Origin of the sequence: Pectobacterium cacticida, from assembly GCF_036885195.1 — a bacterium.
Taxonomy (GTDB): domain Bacteria; phylum Pseudomonadota; class Gammaproteobacteria; order Enterobacterales; family Enterobacteriaceae; genus Pectobacterium; species Pectobacterium cacticida.
The window spans coordinates 3,585,245-3,603,932 of the sequence record NZ_CP133656.1 but is presented as its reverse complement, the minus strand read 5'-3'; the positions used below and the strand labels follow the sequence as shown (position 1 = coordinate 3,603,932).

Below are 18,688 nucleotides of genomic sequence, written 5' to 3'. Positions count from 1 at the left end.
GGATAAATGGGGATTTTTATGAAAACCGATTATGAGGCTGTCCAACAGCTTACGGGTGGAGACGCCGTGGTAAAAAGTCTCAGGGTACACGGCGTAGACACGGTTTTTGCGCTCCCCGGCGCGCAAATCTATGGCCTGACTGACGCGTTGGCGCGTCATAGCGAGGCTATTCGTACCCTTGGCGCTCGTCATGAGCAAACTACTGCCTATATGGCATTTGGGTATGCGCGCTCTACAGGTCGGCCGGGGGTTTTCACCGTCGTACCCGGTCCCGGTATTCTTAATGCGAGTGCGGCGATGCTAACAGCTCACGGCTGTAACACGCCGGTATTAGCGCTCACCGGCGATGTGATGAGCGGATTCAAAGACCGAGGCAGAGGGCAACTTCATGAGATGCCTCGGCAGTTGGACGTTCTTCAACATATCGGCAAGTGGGCTGCTCACATTGAACAGCCAACCGATGCGCCCTGGCAGATCGCGCAGGCATTCCAAAAAATGCAGTCCGGTCGACCCGGCGTAGTCTCTCTTCAAGCATCATGGGACTATTTCACACGTGTTTCCGCCGTCAGGTTGCAGCCGCCTCTGGCTTTACAGCCAACGCCACCTATCGACTGTGACGCCGTGGAACAGGCGGCAAAATTGCTGGCTAGCGCGCGGGCGCCGATGATTTTCGTCGGCTCCGGCGCGCTTGAGGCCAGTGCCGAAGTTAGCCAACTGGCGGAAGTACTCTGCGCGCCTGTAGTCAGCTTTCGCGGAGGTCGCGGCGTGGTCTCCGATGAGCATCCTCTTGGCTTTACTGTCGCGGCTGGCGCTAAATTATGGCCGCATACTGATGTGGCCGTCGTCATAGGCTCGCGTTTCGAGTTGCTGGATATTCGCTGGCGGTACGTGCCAGCAGGGCTCAAACTCATTCGCATCGATATTGATCCGGCTGAAGTGCGCCGTATCCCGGCGCAGATCAACGTGATCGCCGATGCCGCCGAAGGGGCTAATGCGCTAGTTGAAGCGGTTCTGCGTGTGGGTTCACCAAAGTGTCGTGACGCTGCGATCGCCGAGGCCAAGGCGGCGGCCGAACGTGAAATACAATCGGTACAACCACAACTTGATTACTTGCGGGTAATTCGCGACGTATTGCCACGCGACGGTTTTTTTATTGAGGAAATTTCCCAGGTTGGTTTTACCTCGATCTTCGGTTTTCCCGTATACAAGCCCCGCACGCTGGTGACGTCTGGACATCAGGGGACATTGGGCTTCGGTTTCCCGACCGCGCTGGGCGTTAAGGCCGCCCATCCCGATAAAGCGGTAGTATCGATCTGTGGGGATGGTGGTTTTATGTTTGCGGCTCAGGAGCTGGCGACTGCCGTACAGTACAAATTGAATTTGGTCACTATCGTTTTCAATAACAATGCGTTTGGCAACGTTTATCGCGATCAGCAGGAGAGCTTCGACGGGCGTTTTCTTGGATCGGAGCTGGTCAACCCTGATTTCGTGAAATTCGCTGAATCTTTTGGCGTGCAGGCCTCGCGGGTTAGTACCCCTGCGCAATTACGCCCTGTGATGGAACAAGCGTTGGCAGCCGATCGACCCGTGTTGATTGAAGTGACTATGCCGCGAGGTATCGAAGCGAGCCCCTGGAAATTCCTGCATCCGACCTTTCCCCATTGATAGAGACTACTTTCATGTTTGAACACGTCGAGAATTATCCCGGAGATCCGATCCTATCTTTAATGGATGACTATCAGCGCGATGAGCGCGCGCAAAAAGTTAACCTCAGTATCGGCTTCTACTACGACGAGCGGGGCCAGGTGCCCGTGCTCAATTCGGTCAGGCGAGCTAAAGCGCTGGTCGATATGCAGCCTGCCATGGCTAACTTGTACCTACCGATGGAGGGGCATCCAGGATTCCGTAAAGCCGTTCAGACCTATCTTTTCGGCGAACGAGAGGCGATGGATGACGCGCGTATCTGCACCATCCAATCTCTCGGAGGGTCTGGCGCATTACGTGTCGGGGCTGATTTTCTCAAACGCTACTATCCAACCTCTCAAGTTTGGGTCAGCGATCCAACATGGGATAACCACGTAGCCATCTTCGCCAATGCCGGTTTTCAGGTGAACCGTTATCCGTATTTAGATGAGTGTGGCAAAGACATTGATTTCGTGCGCATGATCAACGTTTTTGATTCCTTGCCCGCTAACAGTATCGTGCTGCTACACGCGTGTTGCCATAATCCAACGGGCATGGATCTTTCAGCACAGCAATGGGATACGCTTTACGCCTTGTTCCGTAAGCGTTCGATTATTCCATTTCTTGATGCCGCCTATCTGGGCCTCGGTAGTGGTTTACCCGAAGACGTTTATTCCATTCGCGCATTGGCGCGTTCCGGAATCGCCGGTCTTGTGAGCAATTCTTTTTCCAAGGTGTTTTCGCTATACGGCGAACGTGTTGGCTCACTTTCGGTCATTTGTGAAAGCGTGGACATCGCACAACGGGTTATGGGGCAGTTAAAAGGCACCGTGCGTGCAAACTATTCCAATCCGCCTCGACATGGGGCCGAGCTGGTAGCCACAATTTTTTCTAATGCCGACCTGAGCGCGTCCTGGCGCGAGGAGCTCGACGCTATGCGCACACGCATGCTTCAGATGCGGCAGGCATTGTTCGATAAGGTGAAAGCGCTAAATCCTACGCTAGACGTAGGTTATCTGCTGAAGCAAAAAGGCATGTTTAGTTACACTGGGCTACATGCAGAAGCGGTCGACCGTATTCGTGAGCGACATGGCGTGTACCTGATCCGCAGTGGGCGTATGTGCGTGGCGGGTTTGAACGACTCGAATCTGGAGGCCGTTGCCGAGGCGCTTTCCGATCTTTGAGGCCGACATTCAGGCGAACATCTCAAAACCGGTCATCAGGCAATTTAAATGACGGTTGTAACCCTGGATATCGGGTGAGGCACACACGAATTTTGTTATAAAAAAGCTGTTCCGAGGGAGTTCAAACCCGGAACAGCGAGGCGAATCGTGTTGCCAAATAATCAGGCCGCGGAAGGCGTTAGCGTGATACGCTCCAGCGGCCCAACGATAAACAGGTAAGAAATCAAGCCAGTCAGCCCCATTGCGCCAACGTATAGGATGGCAAAGTCAAAGGACTGCGTATTGGCCAGGATGATGCCAATGACCAACGGGGTAACAATACTTGCCATGTTGCCGCACATATTGAACACACCGCCAGCAATACCCAGAACCTCTTTGGGGGAGGTATCGCTCAATATGCACCAGCCCAAATTGCCAAAACCTTTAGCAAAGAAAGCCAGGCTCATCGCGGCAATGACAACAAATTCAGAAGAGGTGTAGTTGGCGATAATAATGATGCAAGAAAGTAACATGCCACAGATAACCGGCAATTTACGCGCGATGGTCAGGCTGTAGCCGCGTTTTAATAAAAAATCAGAGAACACGCCGCCAAGCAAGCCGCCGATGAATCCTGCAATCGCTGGGATACTGGCGACAAAGCCCACTTTAAGAATAGACATGCCCTTTGCCTGATAGAGATATGTCGGAAACCATGTCAGGAAGAACCAGGTGATGGAGGTGACGCAAAACTGGCCGATATAAACGCCAATCATCATTCGATTCAGACAAACACTCTTAAATTGTGAGAGCGTAATTTTCTGGGGTTCCTTTTTACTTCCCAGCGAGGGTTCACCGCCGCCGTCGCGAATATAATCAATTTCTTGCTGGTTGACCTTGGGGTGATGCATCGGATCTTTGACTTTAGTGAGCCAAAATATTCCAAGTACTATTCCAATCGCGCCAATATAATAAAAAACGAAGTGCCAACTTAGGTTATGAAGAATAATAGTCATCAGTGGCGTTACAATTCCCAGGGAAATATATTGCGCCGCCTGATAAACCGAAGTGACGAATCCACGTTCATTATTTGGAAACCATTGTACACTCAGCCGACTATTAGCGGGGAAAGCCGGTGCTTCGATTGCTCCCATTAGCAGACGCAGGATAACTAATACTAATAATGGGCTGGCATACAGATAAATAGTCCCCTGGAGCATGGTTATCAGCGACCAGCCAATGAGTGCGCAGCCATAAACCAACCGGGAGCCATACCTGTCTAGCAGCCAGCCTCCTGGCAGTTGCATGATAACGTATGCGATACCGAATGAAGAAAAGGCTAACCCCATTGCCTCTGGATCGAAGTTTAACTCTTTACTCATTATTGGCGCGACGACAGATAACGTTGCGCGGTCGGCATAATTAAATACGGTAGCAAGAAATAAAAATACGAGAATACTGTAGCGCACTTTAGTGCGCTTTATTATTGTGTTCATTATCTACTCCTGGAATAAGGGCAGAATGATTTCTGTAGGGTAAGAGGGCGGGAATAGATCCCGCCAACGATGATTAAGGTCGTTTGCCAAACTCACAGCTTAATTGCGTCCAGCTACGCGCCTGTTCACTAAGCGTGAATCCCAGGCCGTGGCGATCGGATACCCACATGCGGCCATTACGTAATTCAAGTTGCTCATTAAATAGCGGGTTCAGCCATTCGAAATGTTCCAGCCATGGCTCAAGCGGGTAAGCCGCTGCGAGATGCAGATGGACTTCCATCGCAAAATGCGGGGCTAGTTTGCGCCCATGTTTTGCGGCGAGATCCATAATTTTCAGGAAGGGAGAGATACCTCCGACGCGCGGCGCATCCGGTTGTACATAGTCGCTGGCGTTCCCCAGGATAAGCTGTTCGTGTTCACGAAAACTGGTCAGCATTTCGCCGGTTGCGATAGGGGTGTCGAGCGCTGCGGCAAGCTGGGCGTGCCCTTCAACGTCATAGGCGTCGAGCGGTTCTTCAATCCAGATCAGATTAAACTGTTCCATCTTACGCCCCATGCGAATGGCCGTTTCACGATCCCACTGCTGGTTGGCATCGACCATTAATGGGAAATCGTCACCCAGTGCTTCGCGAACCGCGGTGAGGCGGCGAATATCTTCGGCGCAGTTGGGTTGCCCCACTTTCAGTTTGATGCCGCCGATGCCGTTTTCGCGCGAAATCACGACATTCTTTAGCACCTGATCGAGCGGAGTATGCAGGAAACCGCCTGAGGTGTTGTAACACTGTACAGAATCGCGGTGAGCGCCTAGCAGTTTTGCCAGCGGCAGTCCCGCACGCTTGGCCTTCATATCCCAAAGTGCGATATCAATGGGGGAAATAGCCTGAACTGCCATGCCGCTACGCCCGACGGAAGCACCCGCCCAAAGCAGTTTTGTATAGATCTTGTCTATATCGTTCGGGTCTTCTCCGAGTAAATTGTCGGCAATTTCTTTCGCATGCGCATAAATACCTTGGCCACCGGCACGCTTGGAATAGCTGAAACCTACGCCTTCAAACCCGTCACGCGTGCGAATTTCCGCAATGATAATTGCCACTTCTGTTAACGGTTTTTGCCGTCCGGTTAATACTTTTGCGTCGCTGACCGGTGTACCAAGCGGTAAGAAAGCGAGTGATAGTTTTACCCACACGATACGGTCGCCTGTTTCGGCGGCGGTTTTGGCGTTTTCTACCTTGGCGTATGACACGGTTTCGGAATTAGCGCTTAAAGACATGATGCCTCCTAATAATTATTAAATGATTGCGCTAACATTAATATTTAAATGCACCTGTTTTTACTAGCTTTATGATGAAAAATTGAACGATGAGTCACAGATTCAGTGCGGTAATTCGCGGATTTTGTAAGATATCTCACGTTACAACGAATTTTGGGCAGATGTATATACCATAATGTTTGCGCAAACATTTATGCCGAGAGTTCACAAGAAAACGCCTAGTAATGAGAGGCTTAAATGGAGATAACTGGCAATAGCCCAAGGCATGATGAATAATGCACGGAAGGACAAGCTTCAATTTACAGGTAATTTACGGTGAAGAGCCCCAAACCGCCGCGCGCCCCTACGCTGGAAGATGTTGCCCGTAGTGCAGGGCTATCGCCTATGACGGTGAGCCGTGCGCTCAACACGCCACAGCTTGTACGGCCGAAGACCGTTGAGAAAGTGATGCTCGCCGTGCGCGCGACGGGCTATATTCCTAATGCGTTGGCGGGAGGGCTTGCTACCCGGCGCAGCAAGTTGATCGCGGTTGTTGTTCCTCAAATCAACAATAATATGTTTGTCGACACCATCCAGTCGCTTAGCGATGAGCTTGCCCTGCGTGGGTATCATATTTTGCTCTGCGTGGCGGGGTATACAGAACAAACGGAAGCAGAGCTGGTTGCCACCTTACTATCGCGTCGTCCTGATGGCGTGGTGCTGACGGGCATCCATCATTCGGCTGAACTTAAGAAAATCATTCTTAATGCGGCGATCCCGGTCATTGAAATTTGGGATCTTACGCCGACGCCCCTTGATATGTTAGTGGGTTTCTCTCATGAAAAGGTTGGGCAAACCATTGGGGAATTTATCTTGCGCAAAGGCTATCGTCGTCCCGGATTGATTTGGACGGGAGATCGGCGTGCAGCCCAACGTAAACAGGGATTATGCGGAGTGTTGACGCACCAAGGCATTAGCCTGGTTGCCCAAGTTGATGTTCCGCTACCGGCCTCGCTTTCTATGGGGCGAGAAGGGCTGGCGAAAATCTTTGCAGAAAGTGACGTTGATGTTGTTGTGTGTAGCTCAGATACCTTGGCGCAGGGCGCCATCATGGAAGCCGAAAGCCGAGGTTACCAGGTTCCAAAGCATGTGGCGGTAATTGGCTTTGGCGATCTTGATTTTTCAGCCAGTAACCGCCCGGCGATCACAACCGTCAATGTTGACCGACGCGCCATTGGGCAGCGAGCGGCAGCCCTATTAGCGGACAAGATCGAACACCTTACTAACAATGACGTGATTATCGATGTAGGTTTCCGTTTGATTGAACGGGAATCGACTTAGAACCTATCCCATTAGCCAATGGCAGCGCTGCCGTTTATTCATCAGAATGCCTCCGGGAAACCTCGGCCTTCAGGCCGGGGAACAGTCAATACGGCAGTGTTTAGTTCCTTATTACGCCAGAAACCGGTTCCGAAAAATGGTCGATATAGATTATTAGCCTGCGTTTCAACATATTTTTAGCCAACATATCGTTCAGCCAACGGCATTGCCAATGATCCATCAGGTTTATCAGAAACATGGTTTAGCGTTGGTTTCAGTATGGTAGCGCCAATGTGTGATAGGGAATATGTCAATAAATTACCGTCTACCGTAGCGCCTGAAAACGCCGTATGCTGATAGCGTTTTCCCTAAGAAGTAACCGCATTACTTTACTGCAAGGCATAATCTATCCTGAAATATTTATCTATATTTCGACGATAATTGACTTATTTCCTGCCCGTTGGCTGATATCGGGGATATTATTTTTAATGTTGCTAATTTAAGGTACGCATCTTATGATTAAACGGATAAATAACCACCAGGATAATAAACCATGAGCGAAGCGTTAAAAGTATTAAACAATATTCGGACTCTGCGTGCTCAGGCGCGTGAAACCGATCTGGCCACCTTAGAAGAAATGCTGGAAAAGCTCACTGCCGTTGTAGAAGATCGCCGTGAAGAAGAGGCCAGTGTACAGCAACAAAATGCTGCACGTCAGGCCAAGATTGAAGCGCTTCGTGCTCAGCTTCTTGAAGATGGTATCGATCCATCTGAATTGCTTGGCGCAGTCTCTACTGTCAAGTTAGGGAAATCTAAACGTGCGCCTCGTCCTGCGAAATATAAATATGTCGATGAAAACGGCAATGAAAAGTTTTGGACGGGCCAGGGCCGCACGCCGAAAGCGATTGCTGTTGCGATTGAGAACGGTAAAAAGCTGGAAGATTTCGAGATCTGACAGATATATAACTGGCAGCTTCCTCGGTTCTTAAGCTGCCAAAATTTAATATGTACCGTGTTATCCCCAAATTAGATTATCCGGCACCAGTTATTAAAATCGGCCAGGTTGAAAAATCTGGTATTAATGCGACAAACCACGCGTCGCACCCTAATATCCTAAAGCCATCGCCTCTACACGGGCCATGTACGATAATTAGGGACGATAGTTCCTGACATTCTCCCCTCTTATCAGAAAAACCGCTTTTTAAGAAATAGCGGCAAAGAAAGCGTCGTTCCCCCTTCTTTCGCCTGTTGCGTCAAATTCCCTTTCAGCGATTTTATTATCGGTAGCCATGTGGATTCGCGGGTAATCCCCACACCATTGACTTCTGCATCACACATAATGCAACGCTGCCCATATTTTGCTTTTTTTTGGTGCATTGATGTCCCGGCTCCGTTGATTTAGGCGGTTTTTAGCGGGCAACCAACCTGGCACGCCCTGTGCTTAGGCTTATATACCGTCTTGTGTACAAGATGGTTTGGCTTAGGCCACGATTTTTTCAGGCTGGCAATGATCGGCCGCCGCTCGGGTATCGTTGAAGGGGAAACATAATGAAAAACAACAATGACAAGATCGATCGTAAACGTCGGCAATTAATGGCGTGGTCAGCGGTTAGTGCCGGGGCGATAACGCTAAACAGTCTATTGCCCGGCATTGCTTTCGCCTCCGGGGAGGAGGAGATCCGAATTGGTTATTGGCCAATTGTCGGCGGTTTACCTCTCTATGTCGGCGTTGAGCGCGGCTTTTTCAAAGACGCGGGGTTGAACGTACGCGCCGTGAAATTCGCCAGCCCGCAGCAGATTGTAGAAGGGATGATTACCGGGCGGATACACGGCTGCGCCAATGGTACGGCTACAGGCGCATTAGGGTTAGGGGCGATAACGTCCCCTGACTTGTTCAAGATCATTTGCTCGAATCCGTCTAACCACCGGATGGTATTGGATGAATTTCTGGTGCCGCTAAATAGCGAGGTAAAAAGCATTGCCGAGCTGAAGGGGAAACGTATTGCTTGTGGGCCGGGTATTCAGAATGTGGTGATGACCAAAATCATTCTGGAGAAAAATGGTTTTACGGCAGATGAGCTGCGCGTAACAGAACTGCCAGTGGGCCAACATGTCGCGGCGCTGGCCGCCGGTCAGATTGATGGTGTTTACACGCTGGAACCTACCGGGACGGTCGGGCGGCTGAAAGGGCTATCACGCACGTTGGAGACGGGCGTCATCTCACGCTATGTGCTCGGCGATGCAGAAGCGCCATGGTTTGGGGGGGCGGCGGCGTTAAATAGTGGGTTCATCGAAAGCCGAGCGGCTGAGGCGAAGGCTTTCACACAGGCTTATGCCAAGTCGGTGCAATTTATTCAGCAAAATCCAGAAGCGGCGCGCGAGAACATTACCGGGTACACCAGTATTGAAGCCGATCTGAGTAAAGAGGTGCCGCTACCCGGGTTTGTGATGTATGACGAACTAAAAGGCGACAATCTGGCGTGGTTCCAGCGGTTTTATGATGTGTTCACCGAAAGAAAGATCTTCCGGCAGCCAGTAGATGTTAGCCGCCTGATTTATCAACCTTAAGAGAGGAGATGCGGTTATGCGTCAGCATTGGACGTCTAAATTATTACCCGCCGTCGGCCCGATTCTGCTTTTTCTCTTTTGGCAATTGGCGGTTAGCGCGAAATGGTTAAATCCCATTTTATTACCTTCACCAATCGACACGTTGAGCTATCTGTTCCAGTCCTTTGCCGATGCCAGCATGCGGACGGATATTGGCGCAACGCTCTACCGCACGCTGGCCGCTTTTGGCTTTGCTGCGCTGATCGGCGTGCCGCTGGGTGTTATTTTGGGCAGCAATGAAAAGATCTACCGTAGTCTGGAGTTTCTGATCGACTTCTTCCGATCTACGCCATCATCAGCGCTCATCCCGTTATTTTTGCTGATTTTTGGCATCACCGACGCAAATAAAATTGCCATCTCGGCCTTTGCCGCCGTTCTGGTGATTCTATTCAACAGCGCTTATGGTGTTATGAACGCCAAAAAAACCCGTCTGATGGCGGCCCAGGTGATGGGGATCTCCCGCTGGCATATTTTTAAGGACATCATGCTATTGGAAAGTCTGGCGCAAACCTTTGTCGGGTTGCGTACCGGCGTTTCAATGGCGCTGGTGATCGTGATCGTCGCAGAGATGTTTATCGGTTCCGAAACGGGGTTAGGGCACCGCATCATCGATGCTCAGCAGGTGTTCAATATTCGGGATATGTACGCGTCTATTCTGATTACTGGCGCACTGGGATATCTACTTAACGTGCTGTTTTTAATCGCAGAAAAACGCATTGTTCACTGGAGTGGCAAGGCATGATGACATCGCATAACGCGCCAGTGGAAAAACTGGCGATACCGTTGCCGCCTTACCCGGCACCGAACACTCACGTAACCATCCGTGGTTTAAACAAGTCGTTTGCAGGGCAGCCGCTCTATACCGACTTAAATCTGGATTTGCCACGCGGCAAGATCGTGTCGATCTTCGGGCCGAACGGTTGCGGTAAGTCGACGCTAATGAACATGATTGCCGGGCTGATCCCCGTTGATAGCGGCGATATCCTGTTCGATGGCAAAACGCTGGCAGAAACCAGAATTGGCTATGTGTTTCAGAATTATCGTGATGCGCTTTTTCCCTGGATGAGCGCCTGGAAGAATATTGCATACCCGCTGGTGCGCAGCGGCATGCGCAAACAGGATGTTCAGACACGGATGGACGAACTGACGGCGATGTTTGATATTCGTTTCGACCTGCAACGCTACCCTTATGAACTGTCGGGCGGACAGCAGCAGACGGTGTGTATTATGCGGGCGCTGGCAACGGGGCCGGAGGTGATGTTTCTGGATGAGCCATTCTCCGCGCTGGATTTTGAAATGACGTTGTTCATCCGCGACAAACTGCAAGAAGTGCAGTTGGCGACCGGTGTAACGATGGTTATTGTTTCGCACGATTTGGAAGACGCTGTGTTTCTGGCGGACGAAATTCTGCTGCTAACGCGCCGGCCCACGACGGTGTCGGAGATCGTGCCATTTAACTTAGCACGTCCACGCGGTGCGGAAGCGATGAGCGATCCTGAATTTATCCGCGTCAAGGCGCATACGCTGGAAGTCTTCAAACGCGAAATGGCCGGATAAAAAAGGATCAACCCGATCGTTCCAGAAAGAACATAGTGGTCATTACACGGGATATAACAAGCTGGGGTGGGTAATAGGATAGCGCGGGCAAGTAAAAATGGAGAATTGGGCAAGAAAACAGGGGAAATGTTATATCTGTTTACTCTGGCATTAAGGAAAATATCCTGTTTCTTCGCGTCATCGATTCTTCTACACGGTCGGTTACACAACGCGATCGCTGTTTTATACGATCGGTTTCTCAACAGAAAAGGAAAATAGCCATGCTTGTACACGCCTATGGAGCCCATGCGGGCGACAAACCTCTTGAGCCATTGCAGATCGTCCGACGTACGCCAGGCGCGCACGATGTTCAAATCGAGATTGCGTATTGCGGTATCTGTCATTCGGACCTGCATCAGGTGCGTGCTGAATGGGCAGGAACGCATTTTCCCTGCGTTCCCGGCCACGAAATTGTCGGACGGGTGTCTGCGGTAGGGCCACATGTGTCTGCCTTTAAGACCGGCGATCTGGTTGGCGTTGGCTGTATCGTGGACAGTTGTCGCCACTGTAAAGAGTGTGACGATGGTTTGGAAAACTATTGCGACGGGATGGTCGGCACGTATAACGGCCCGACAACCGATGAGCCTGGCTGGACGTTCGGCGGTTATTCTCAGCACATCGTCGTGCATGAACGCTATGTGTTACATGTCCGTCATCCCGAGGCGGACTTAGCCGCCGTCGCGCCGCTGTTGTGTGCGGGAATTACCACGTATTCACCACTGCGCCACTGGAATGCCGGGCCGGGTAAGAAAGTCGGCGTGGTGGGTATCGGTGGGTTAGGTCACATGGGAATCAAATTGGCGCATGCCATGGGGGCCTATGTTGTCGCGTTCACCACCTCTGAATCTAAACGCGAAGATGCAAAAGCGCTGGGCGCCAATGAGGTGGTGGTTTCTCGTAATGCGGAAGAAATGGCGGCGCATGCCGGCAGTTTTGACCTTATCCTCAACACCGTTGCCGCGCCGCACGACCTGGATGCGTTTTTAGTTCTGTTGAAGCGCGATGGCGCACTCACGCTGGTAGGCGCGCCTGCATCACCCCATCCTTCGCCTAATGTGTTCAACCTGATCATGAAGCGCCGTACGCTGGCTGGCTCGATGATTGGCGGTATTCCTGAGACGCAGGAGATGTTGGATTTCTGCGCCGAGCACGGGATCGTTGCAGATATCGAGCTGATTCGCGCGGATGAAATCAATCATGCCTACGAGCGGATGCTCAAGGGTGATGTGAAATACCGCTTTGTCATTGATAACGCGACGCTGAGCGCCTAATTGGCTTTTCCCTCACCGTACCGACGTTTGGTACGGTGTATCTTGGTTCAGGCGATGCGCAATTTTTATTTCAATAGAAAGCTCTCTATTATTTATTGAGGCGTGACTCATTAAATCGAGGTGTTTGCTATGGCGCGTTCCCTATTTCCGCTGCGTCGAGGTGCCCCACCTGCGCACTTGTCCGAACGTATCCAGGCCGTTGTGCAACAGGCGCTGGATGACCAGCGGTTGGTCGGTACTGTCATCCTCGTGGCGCGCGATGGCCACTTGATCCACCAGCAGGCGGCGGGTCTTGCCGATCGTGAAAGCAAACGACCGATGAGCGCTGAAACGGTGTTTCGCTTGGCTTCGGTAAGCAAGCCCATCGTTTCCACTGCGGCAATGATGCTGGTAGCGCAAGGGCGACTCGGTCTGGATGCGAGTATCGAACGCTGGCTACCAGAATTTCAGCCGCGGCTGGCGGATGGCAGCCCGGCGCGCATTACCGTACGGCAGTTGCTTAGCCATACGGCGGGTCTTGGCTACCGCTTCCTTACCGCCGACGATACCGACGCTTACGCCCGCGCTGGCGTGTCGGACGGCATAGATAAGTCTGATATCAGTTTGGCGGAAAATCTACGCCGCCTCGCCAGCGTACCGCTGTTGTATAAACCCGGCACGTCTTGGGCTTATTCACTGGCGACGGACGTGCTGGGCGCGCTCATCGCGCGCGTTCACGGCACGACGTTGGACGACGCCGTACGCCAACTCGTGACTGGCCCCCTGGGCATGATCGATACCGATTTTGTCGCTCGCGATCCCCAGCGCGTGGCGACGGCCTATGTCAACGACACGCCGCAGCCGCACCCGTTGGCCGAGGGGGAGACGGTTTCAGCTTCCGAGGACGCAATGGGGATAACTTACAGCCCGTCGCGTATCTTCGATCCGCAAGCCTTTCCTTCGGGTGGTGGGGGCATGGCGGGGACGGCGCCCGATTTTTTGCGTCTGCTGGAAGCTTTGCGTCAGGGGAATGGCGCGTTACTGCCCAACGCACTGATTGAGGAGATGGCGCGGGATCAGACAGCCGGACATGGCGTGCCTGATGCGCCGGGATTCGGTTTCGGGCTGGGATTCTCGGTCTTGCTCGATCCGACATTGGCCGCCTCTCCCGAATCGGTAGGCACCTGGCGCTGGGGCGGCGTCTACGGCCATTCCTGGTTTGTGGATCGAGCTCAAGCGCTGAGCGTCGTCGCCCTCACCAATACGCTGTATGAAGGCATGTCTGGACGCTTCGTCACCGACCTGCGCGATGCCATTTATGGCGCACTGGAGGCGCGATGATGAAGACTCTACCCGCACGCATGGCGGCTGTCGCGTGTCGCCGCGGTTCCTCGCTGGACGATCCCTCCTGACCCACATCGACACCGAATGCCTAGCACCCGAGAGGCACGCGACCTGTTGGCGGCGTTAATCGAACGACTGGCCTATTTGCGCCGGTTTTTGCCGATTTAAACCTCGTAAAGGATCTCGTAGCGCCCGCTCGTCCGGCCGATATGCGCGAATCCGAGTTCACCGAGGTGCATACCAGCAATCAGGATCTTGTCGGCACTCACGATATCCAACAGTTTCGATCGCGTAGCGACGGCAAGGGTTGGGTCTTGGTCGAAGGCGATCGATGCCGAGGGGTGAGCGATCTGGATTTGAGGGAAATGCACGATATCACCCCAAATTAATGCGCGATGACCATTCGATTCGAGGTGATAACCCGAATGTCCGGCGGTATGGCCTGGAAGCGGCATCGCGCTGATACCGGGTAGCACGTCACCTTGCGTATAGAGGCGGAGCCTTTCCCGATAGCCTGCAAACACCTGCCGGGCCAGTAGGAAGCTACCACGCGTGCGTTCGTTTGCCCGGCTGAGATGGGCGTCATCCTCCCAGAAGGAAACTTCATGCTGGTGGACGACCAACTCGGCATTGGGGAAGATAGCTTGCCCCGTTGAATCCAGTAAACCGCCGATATGATCGGGGTGCGCATGGGTCAGGAGGAGAGTATCAATGTCGGATGGGTGCACGCCTGCCGCCGCAAGATTGGCGATGAGTTTGCCGCTCAATGGCCTGGCGCTACCCGCGCCAGCATCAATAAGTATCGTGTGGCCGTTTCCTCTGATCAGATAACAGTTGATGTGGATTGCGGCGGGATCGCGGATCCCCGCGTCCTCTTGCAACCTGATCGCTTCCTGCGGATCTATGTTGGTCAGTAGGTCGAGGCTTGCGGAAAGGTATCCGTCACTGATAGCGGTGATCGACCATTCTCCGATCTGCTGGTAGGGAAGTTTCGCGTTGTTCATCATCATATTCCTGGGCAATCAGTGCTGAGTTCAGGGTGGTAAAGGGCACATGCATGAACGATGTGCGAATTAAGAGTAACCTACTGCAAAAAACAGAGAGAATGTTTATTCGTAAGAAAATCTTTACCCAGAATATCTAGGCTGATAATGGGTTTAGTGCGGCATGGGTAAATCTGTGCGGACAACATTGCGCGTGGCTGAAGGCGCCATCAGCCGCCTGGGAGGCGTAGATGGCGTCGTGATTTCATGGCGAAACGGTGGTTAGCGTGACTTCTTGGTTAATGCTATCTGGATAACAGCGCGTGCTGTGACGGCGACACGACCGCGCTGTCATCAACCTTGAAGCGGCTCACCAGTGACTCCATCTCAATCGCCTGTTCATCCAGTAGTTGACTGGCGACAGAAGCCTGCGAAACCAGCGTGGCATTTTGTTGAGTTACCATTTCCAGTTGGCTAAGCGCTTCGTTAATTTGCGCGATACCCAGCGATTGTTCATCAGCCGCGACGGCGATTTCATTAACCAGATCGCGTACTTTGCGTGTGCCATTGACGATCTCATTAATTCCCTGATTGGATTGGTTCACCAGCTTCGACCCTTCACTGACGCTAGCAATACTGTCGGCGATGAGCGTACGGATTTTACCCGCTTCGTCGGCGCTACGCTGCGATAACTGGCGAACTTCCGCGGCGACAACCGAAAATCCGCGACCATGTTGCCCCGCTCGCGCAGCCTCTACGGCGGCGTTTAGCGCCAGGAGGTTAGTCTGGAAGGCAATGGCGTCGATGGCGGTAACGACCGCCGTTACGCGTTGACTGGCATTTTGAATACTTTCCATCGCGGCGCTGGCCGCTTCGGTGATGGTTCCAACACGGCGAGCTTGATCGTCGACTTCCGTGGTCAATTGGCGCGCCTGCCCGGCAAAATCGGCGGTTTGTTTTACCGTGACGGTAATCTCCTCCATGCTGCTGGCCGTTTGTACCAGCGAGGCGGATTGTTCTTCGGTACGCTGGGCGAGATCCTGATTGCCGTTGGCGATCTCGCTGCTGGCGCGACCAATGGTTTGTGAACTCTGTTTAACACTCACCACCATGTTGGCGATATTTTCCAGCGCGGCGTTATAGGCCTGATTCAGTTGCGAAAGTTCGTCAGTTCCCGGCACGCGCAGGCGGCGCGTCAGATCGCCGCCCATTTCGCGAATGGTGATCAGTGTGTTCTGAAGTTGATCGCTGATACTGCGCATAATCATTGATGCTAAACCGAACGCCATGAGTAAAGAAATCAGGGCGCCCGCCAGATAGCTCATCCAGGAACGGCGTGCATCGGCGGATAAAGCGCTCACCTGAGTGGCCAGATCGAGGGCGGCAAGCTGCTCAATCTTTTTCAACTCATCGATTTTCGCCGTTTGCTGGTTAAACCACTCACTGGCGTCGATATTGAAATTGCCATCGGGAGAAGCGATGGCCTTATCGCGCATTTGGCGCGCGAGCTGGACGGAAGGAGTGGCCAGTGCTTGTTCAAACGCCTGACGCAGGTCGGGGTTGGCGAACATGTTGTAGGCGGCGGTATACGCTTCCCCTTTACCGACCATTTGGTTCAGCCGTTCAAACATGCCGTCAGTAAAACGATTGGCTGAGAATGCGTTGGAGAGCACGGCGCGTTCGAGGCCGGCCTGCTCCTTAACGTTCAACAAGCTGTAATAAGCGGCCAGCCGCTGGGCGATACCACCGTCGCTGACCAGGTGGGTCATATCCCCGACAATATTCAGCAGATAACTAACGGAATCGGAATAGTAGCCAAGCGCCTGTGTAACGGATATCGACAGGTTATCGACATTGCGGCGATATTCGTCAATTTGCTGCGCATTCTGCATGATGTTATCGAGATCTTTGCTAACCGCCGATCCCAGTTCATCCTGGGTCAGGCCTGCGGTAGTGCGCGCCAGTACCTGTTGCGCGCGATCGGTCTCCTGGCGCTGAGTGGTGAGTTCCGCACCAAAGTTTTTCCCCTGGCTGCCAAAATATCCGGCGCTTAATCCGCGCTCCCGCTGTAGCTGGTGGGCAAATTCGCCCGCATCACGCGCCAGCGCAATGAGTTTCGCCATACGGATCATCTCATTTTCGGTGTCGCGACGCTCCATAACGCCAGACAAGCTGAACCATAACAAGGCAAGGAGAGGAGGAAGAAGCGCAAGAATGAGCTTACTACGGATCGAGATGTGATGAAGGGATTTCATGAGCGTGCTCCATAAGCTGCAAACGGTCCGTTCCTGACAGGTGCAGTTTGTAAAAATAAACAGTGAGTTATTGTAGTTTCGGCTTCATGAAGCAATGGTTTAGCGCTGACTTCAGCATTCTCTGTAAAAAAAGTTCGCTTTATTTTGTCTACCACCTGGTAACTTAATAAATAAATTCAATTATTCAATGAGTTATAAGCGTATCAATCATTACTTTGCAATAACATTGTTAACGATTAATACACATTAAGAGGTATTAATTTTTACCTTCATGGAGACAACGTGCGGTGGCGCTAGACAGGATTCGGCGAGATCGGGGCAGTAAAATGTTGGCAGGGTGTCACTGCGTCGGCGCTCATAGATATGAATGCCGATGTTATGAATGCCGATCGCTTAGGGATCGCGAGGTCGGGGCTACCACGGCGTAAGGCATCTCTACGGGAACCTCATCGCCGTGTTCCCCTAGATCCATGCGTTAAGTGACGCCGACTTGTTCATTGAAACATGCGGCTCAAGGGGCCTTCTTCAATCAAGATAAAATACGGGTTCCAACGTATCACTGACCGGGCTGTTATCGGGGTTAGAGGGCATTACGTCGCTCATATGCTTCCACCAGCGCTGGCAGACTTCCGTTTGTGCAATAGCATCCCAGCGCGCTTCTGATTCGACTTCCACATAGGCGAATAGCAGATTACGCGACTTGTCCAGAAAAATGCTGTAGTGGTGTGCGCCGTGGCTTTTTAGCACTTCGGCCAATTCCGGCCAGATGGGGTTATGGCGCTGCTGATATTCGTCGTGGCAGTCGGGGAAAACCGACATTACAAAAGCCTTCCGCAGCATGGTTGAGCTCCTCTATTCTTCTATCGTCGTTAGCTGTGCGCCACGACACGCTTGTCGTGGCGATTTTAGCAGTATGCGCTATACGTGCAGCGCGGCTTCCAGCGGGGTGACGCCGAAACGTTTACCCAATGCAATCAGCTCTTCGGTTGAGATGGTTTGCTTCTTACCGCCCATCGATCTGACTTTTACCATCACTTCGGCGGATTTTTCTGCGGTATCGATCAAGCCAAAGGTTTCATCCAACGTCGGGCCAGAACCGAAGATACCGTGGAAGGGCCACAGCACCAGCGAATGGCGTTTCATTTGCTCCGCAGTGGCGTCGCCAATGGCATCGGTGCCCGGTACCATCCATGGCACTATTCCCACGCCGTCCGGGAAGACGACCAGGCACTCCGTGCTGCCTTCCCACAGTTCGCGGGTAAAGGCCGCGGTATTTAGCTCCAACACATAGCTCAACGCGATCAGATTGGTTGCATGGCAGTGCATGATGATGCGATCGCGCCCGTCGGTCACGCCCATGCGGACAATGTGCGACTGAAAATGCGAGGCCAGTTCAGAGGTCGGCAGGCCGCCGTTGGTCAGCCCCCAGAAGATGCGGTAGCCTTTGCCATCGTTATCGACCTGTAACACCACCAGTGAATCGGCCGGGTCCAGTTGGACATTGCGGAAGAATTTGCCGGAACCGGTGACGATGAACCAGCAGTTTGCCAGTTCTGGCATGGGCTGTGAGAGTGCCTCATGACGCGGCTGCGGGTAGAAATCGCTTTCATAGGGTGCCACATCCTCTGCCGTCAACCGCAGACTGACGTTGCCGCCATTACGTTCATCCCAGCCTTTGAGCCACATGTCGCTGGTGGCTTTAATCATTCCCTGTACAAACCAGGAAGCGTGAATTGCTTGCATAA

General features: G+C 52.5%; 16 protein-coding genes. 9 read left to right on the top strand and 7 right to left on the bottom strand.

Features of this window, described 5'->3' with window-relative positions; genetic code table 11:
* Positions 1–18 precede the first annotated feature (18 nt).
* Positions 19–1,665 (top strand): thiamine pyrophosphate-dependent enzyme, encoded by a 1,647-nt coding sequence (locus RFN81_RS16400; protein ID WP_264496841.1) that lies wholly within the window; start codon positions 19–21, stop codon positions 1,663–1,665.
* A gap of 14 nt (positions 1,666–1,679) precedes the next feature.
* Complete coding sequence (locus tag RFN81_RS16395; protein WP_264496840.1) at positions 1,680–2,867, top strand: aromatic amino acid transaminase; 1,188 nt, start codon at positions 1,680–1,682, stop codon at positions 2,865–2,867.
* 161 nt (positions 2,868–3,028) lie between these two features.
* Here the strand turns inward: RFN81_RS16395 and RFN81_RS16390 are convergent, their stop codons facing one another.
* Together RFN81_RS16390 and RFN81_RS16385 are read right to left on the bottom strand one after the other, a co-directional pair.
* Positions 3,029–4,339 carry an MFS transporter gene (locus RFN81_RS16390; RefSeq protein ID WP_264496839.1) on the bottom strand — a complete coding sequence of 437 codons (1,311 nt, stop codon included), beginning with the start codon at positions 4,337–4,339 and terminating at the stop codon, positions 3,029–3,031.
* 73 nt (positions 4,340–4,412) lie between these two features.
* Entirely contained in the window at positions 4,413–5,609 is a 1,197-nt protein-coding gene (locus RFN81_RS16385) for an L-talarate/galactarate dehydratase (protein ID WP_264496838.1), read from the bottom strand.
* Between the two features lie 315 nt (positions 5,610–5,924).
* Here RFN81_RS16385 and RFN81_RS16380 point away from each other — a divergent pair, with 315 nt between their 5' ends.
* Together RFN81_RS16380 and RFN81_RS16375 are read left to right on the top strand one after the other, a co-directional pair.
* Complete coding sequence (locus tag RFN81_RS16380; protein WP_264496837.1) at positions 5,925–6,929, top strand: LacI family DNA-binding transcriptional regulator; 1,005 nt, start codon at positions 5,925–5,927, stop codon at positions 6,927–6,929.
* 532 nt (positions 6,930–7,461) lie between these two features.
* Positions 7,462–7,863 (top strand): H-NS family nucleoid-associated regulatory protein, encoded by a 402-nt coding sequence (locus RFN81_RS16375; RefSeq protein ID WP_264496836.1) that lies wholly within the window; start codon positions 7,462–7,464, stop codon positions 7,861–7,863.
* Between the two features lie 230 nt (positions 7,864–8,093).
* Here the strand turns inward: RFN81_RS16375 and RFN81_RS16370 are convergent, their stop codons facing one another.
* Entirely contained in the window at positions 8,094–8,285 is a 192-nt protein-coding gene (locus RFN81_RS16370) for a hypothetical protein (RefSeq protein ID WP_264496835.1), read from the bottom strand.
* 171 nt (positions 8,286–8,456) lie between these two features.
* On the opposite strand from RFN81_RS16370, the gene RFN81_RS16365 reads away from it, so the two are divergent.
* From RFN81_RS16365 to RFN81_RS16345, 5 genes are all read left to right on the top strand, one after another.
* Positions 8,457–9,476: an ABC transporter substrate-binding protein gene (locus tag RFN81_RS16365; RefSeq protein ID WP_264496834.1), complete on the top strand. Its 1,020-nt coding sequence runs from the start codon at positions 8,457–8,459 to the stop codon at positions 9,474–9,476.
* 16 nt (positions 9,477–9,492) lie between these two features.
* Positions 9,493–10,257 (top strand): ABC transporter permease, encoded by a 765-nt coding sequence (locus RFN81_RS16360; protein ID WP_264496833.1) that lies wholly within the window; start codon positions 9,493–9,495, stop codon positions 10,255–10,257.
* Entirely contained in the window at positions 10,254–11,072 is an 819-nt protein-coding gene (locus tag RFN81_RS16355) for an ABC transporter ATP-binding protein (protein WP_378928721.1), read from the top strand. The genes RFN81_RS16360 and RFN81_RS16355 overlap by 4 nt, the downstream gene beginning before the upstream one ends.
* Before the next feature lie 260 nt (positions 11,073–11,332).
* Positions 11,333–12,382, top strand: a complete 1,050-nt coding sequence (locus RFN81_RS16350) for an NAD(P)-dependent alcohol dehydrogenase (RefSeq protein WP_264496832.1) — start codon at positions 11,333–11,335, stop codon at positions 12,380–12,382.
* 129 nt (positions 12,383–12,511) lie between these two features.
* Positions 12,512–13,702: a serine hydrolase domain-containing protein gene (locus RFN81_RS16345; protein ID WP_264496831.1), complete on the top strand. Its 1,191-nt coding sequence runs from the start codon at positions 12,512–12,514 to the stop codon at positions 13,700–13,702.
* Positions 13,703–13,869: 167 nt separating this feature from the next.
* Here the strand turns inward: RFN81_RS16345 and RFN81_RS16340 are convergent, their stop codons facing one another.
* From RFN81_RS16340 to rhaD, 4 genes are all read right to left on the bottom strand, one after another.
* The gene (locus RFN81_RS16340) at positions 13,870–14,715 is read right to left on the bottom strand and encodes an MBL fold metallo-hydrolase (protein WP_319800184.1); all 846 of its coding nucleotides are present in this window, start codon (positions 14,713–14,715) and stop codon (positions 13,870–13,872) included.
* Between the two features lie 278 nt (positions 14,716–14,993).
* Positions 14,994–16,943 (bottom strand): methyl-accepting chemotaxis protein, encoded by a 1,950-nt coding sequence (locus tag RFN81_RS16335; protein WP_264496830.1) that lies wholly within the window; start codon positions 16,941–16,943, stop codon positions 14,994–14,996.
* Between the two features lie 525 nt (positions 16,944–17,468).
* Entirely contained in the window at positions 17,469–17,783 is a 315-nt protein-coding gene (gene rhaM, locus RFN81_RS16330; RefSeq protein WP_264496829.1) for an L-rhamnose mutarotase, read from the bottom strand.
* A 78-nt stretch (positions 17,784–17,861) separates the two neighbouring features.
* Positions 17,862–18,686, bottom strand: a complete 825-nt coding sequence (gene rhaD, locus RFN81_RS16325; protein ID WP_264496828.1) for a rhamnulose-1-phosphate aldolase — start codon at positions 18,684–18,686, stop codon at positions 17,862–17,864.
* Between the last annotated feature and the right edge of the window lie 2 nt (positions 18,687–18,688).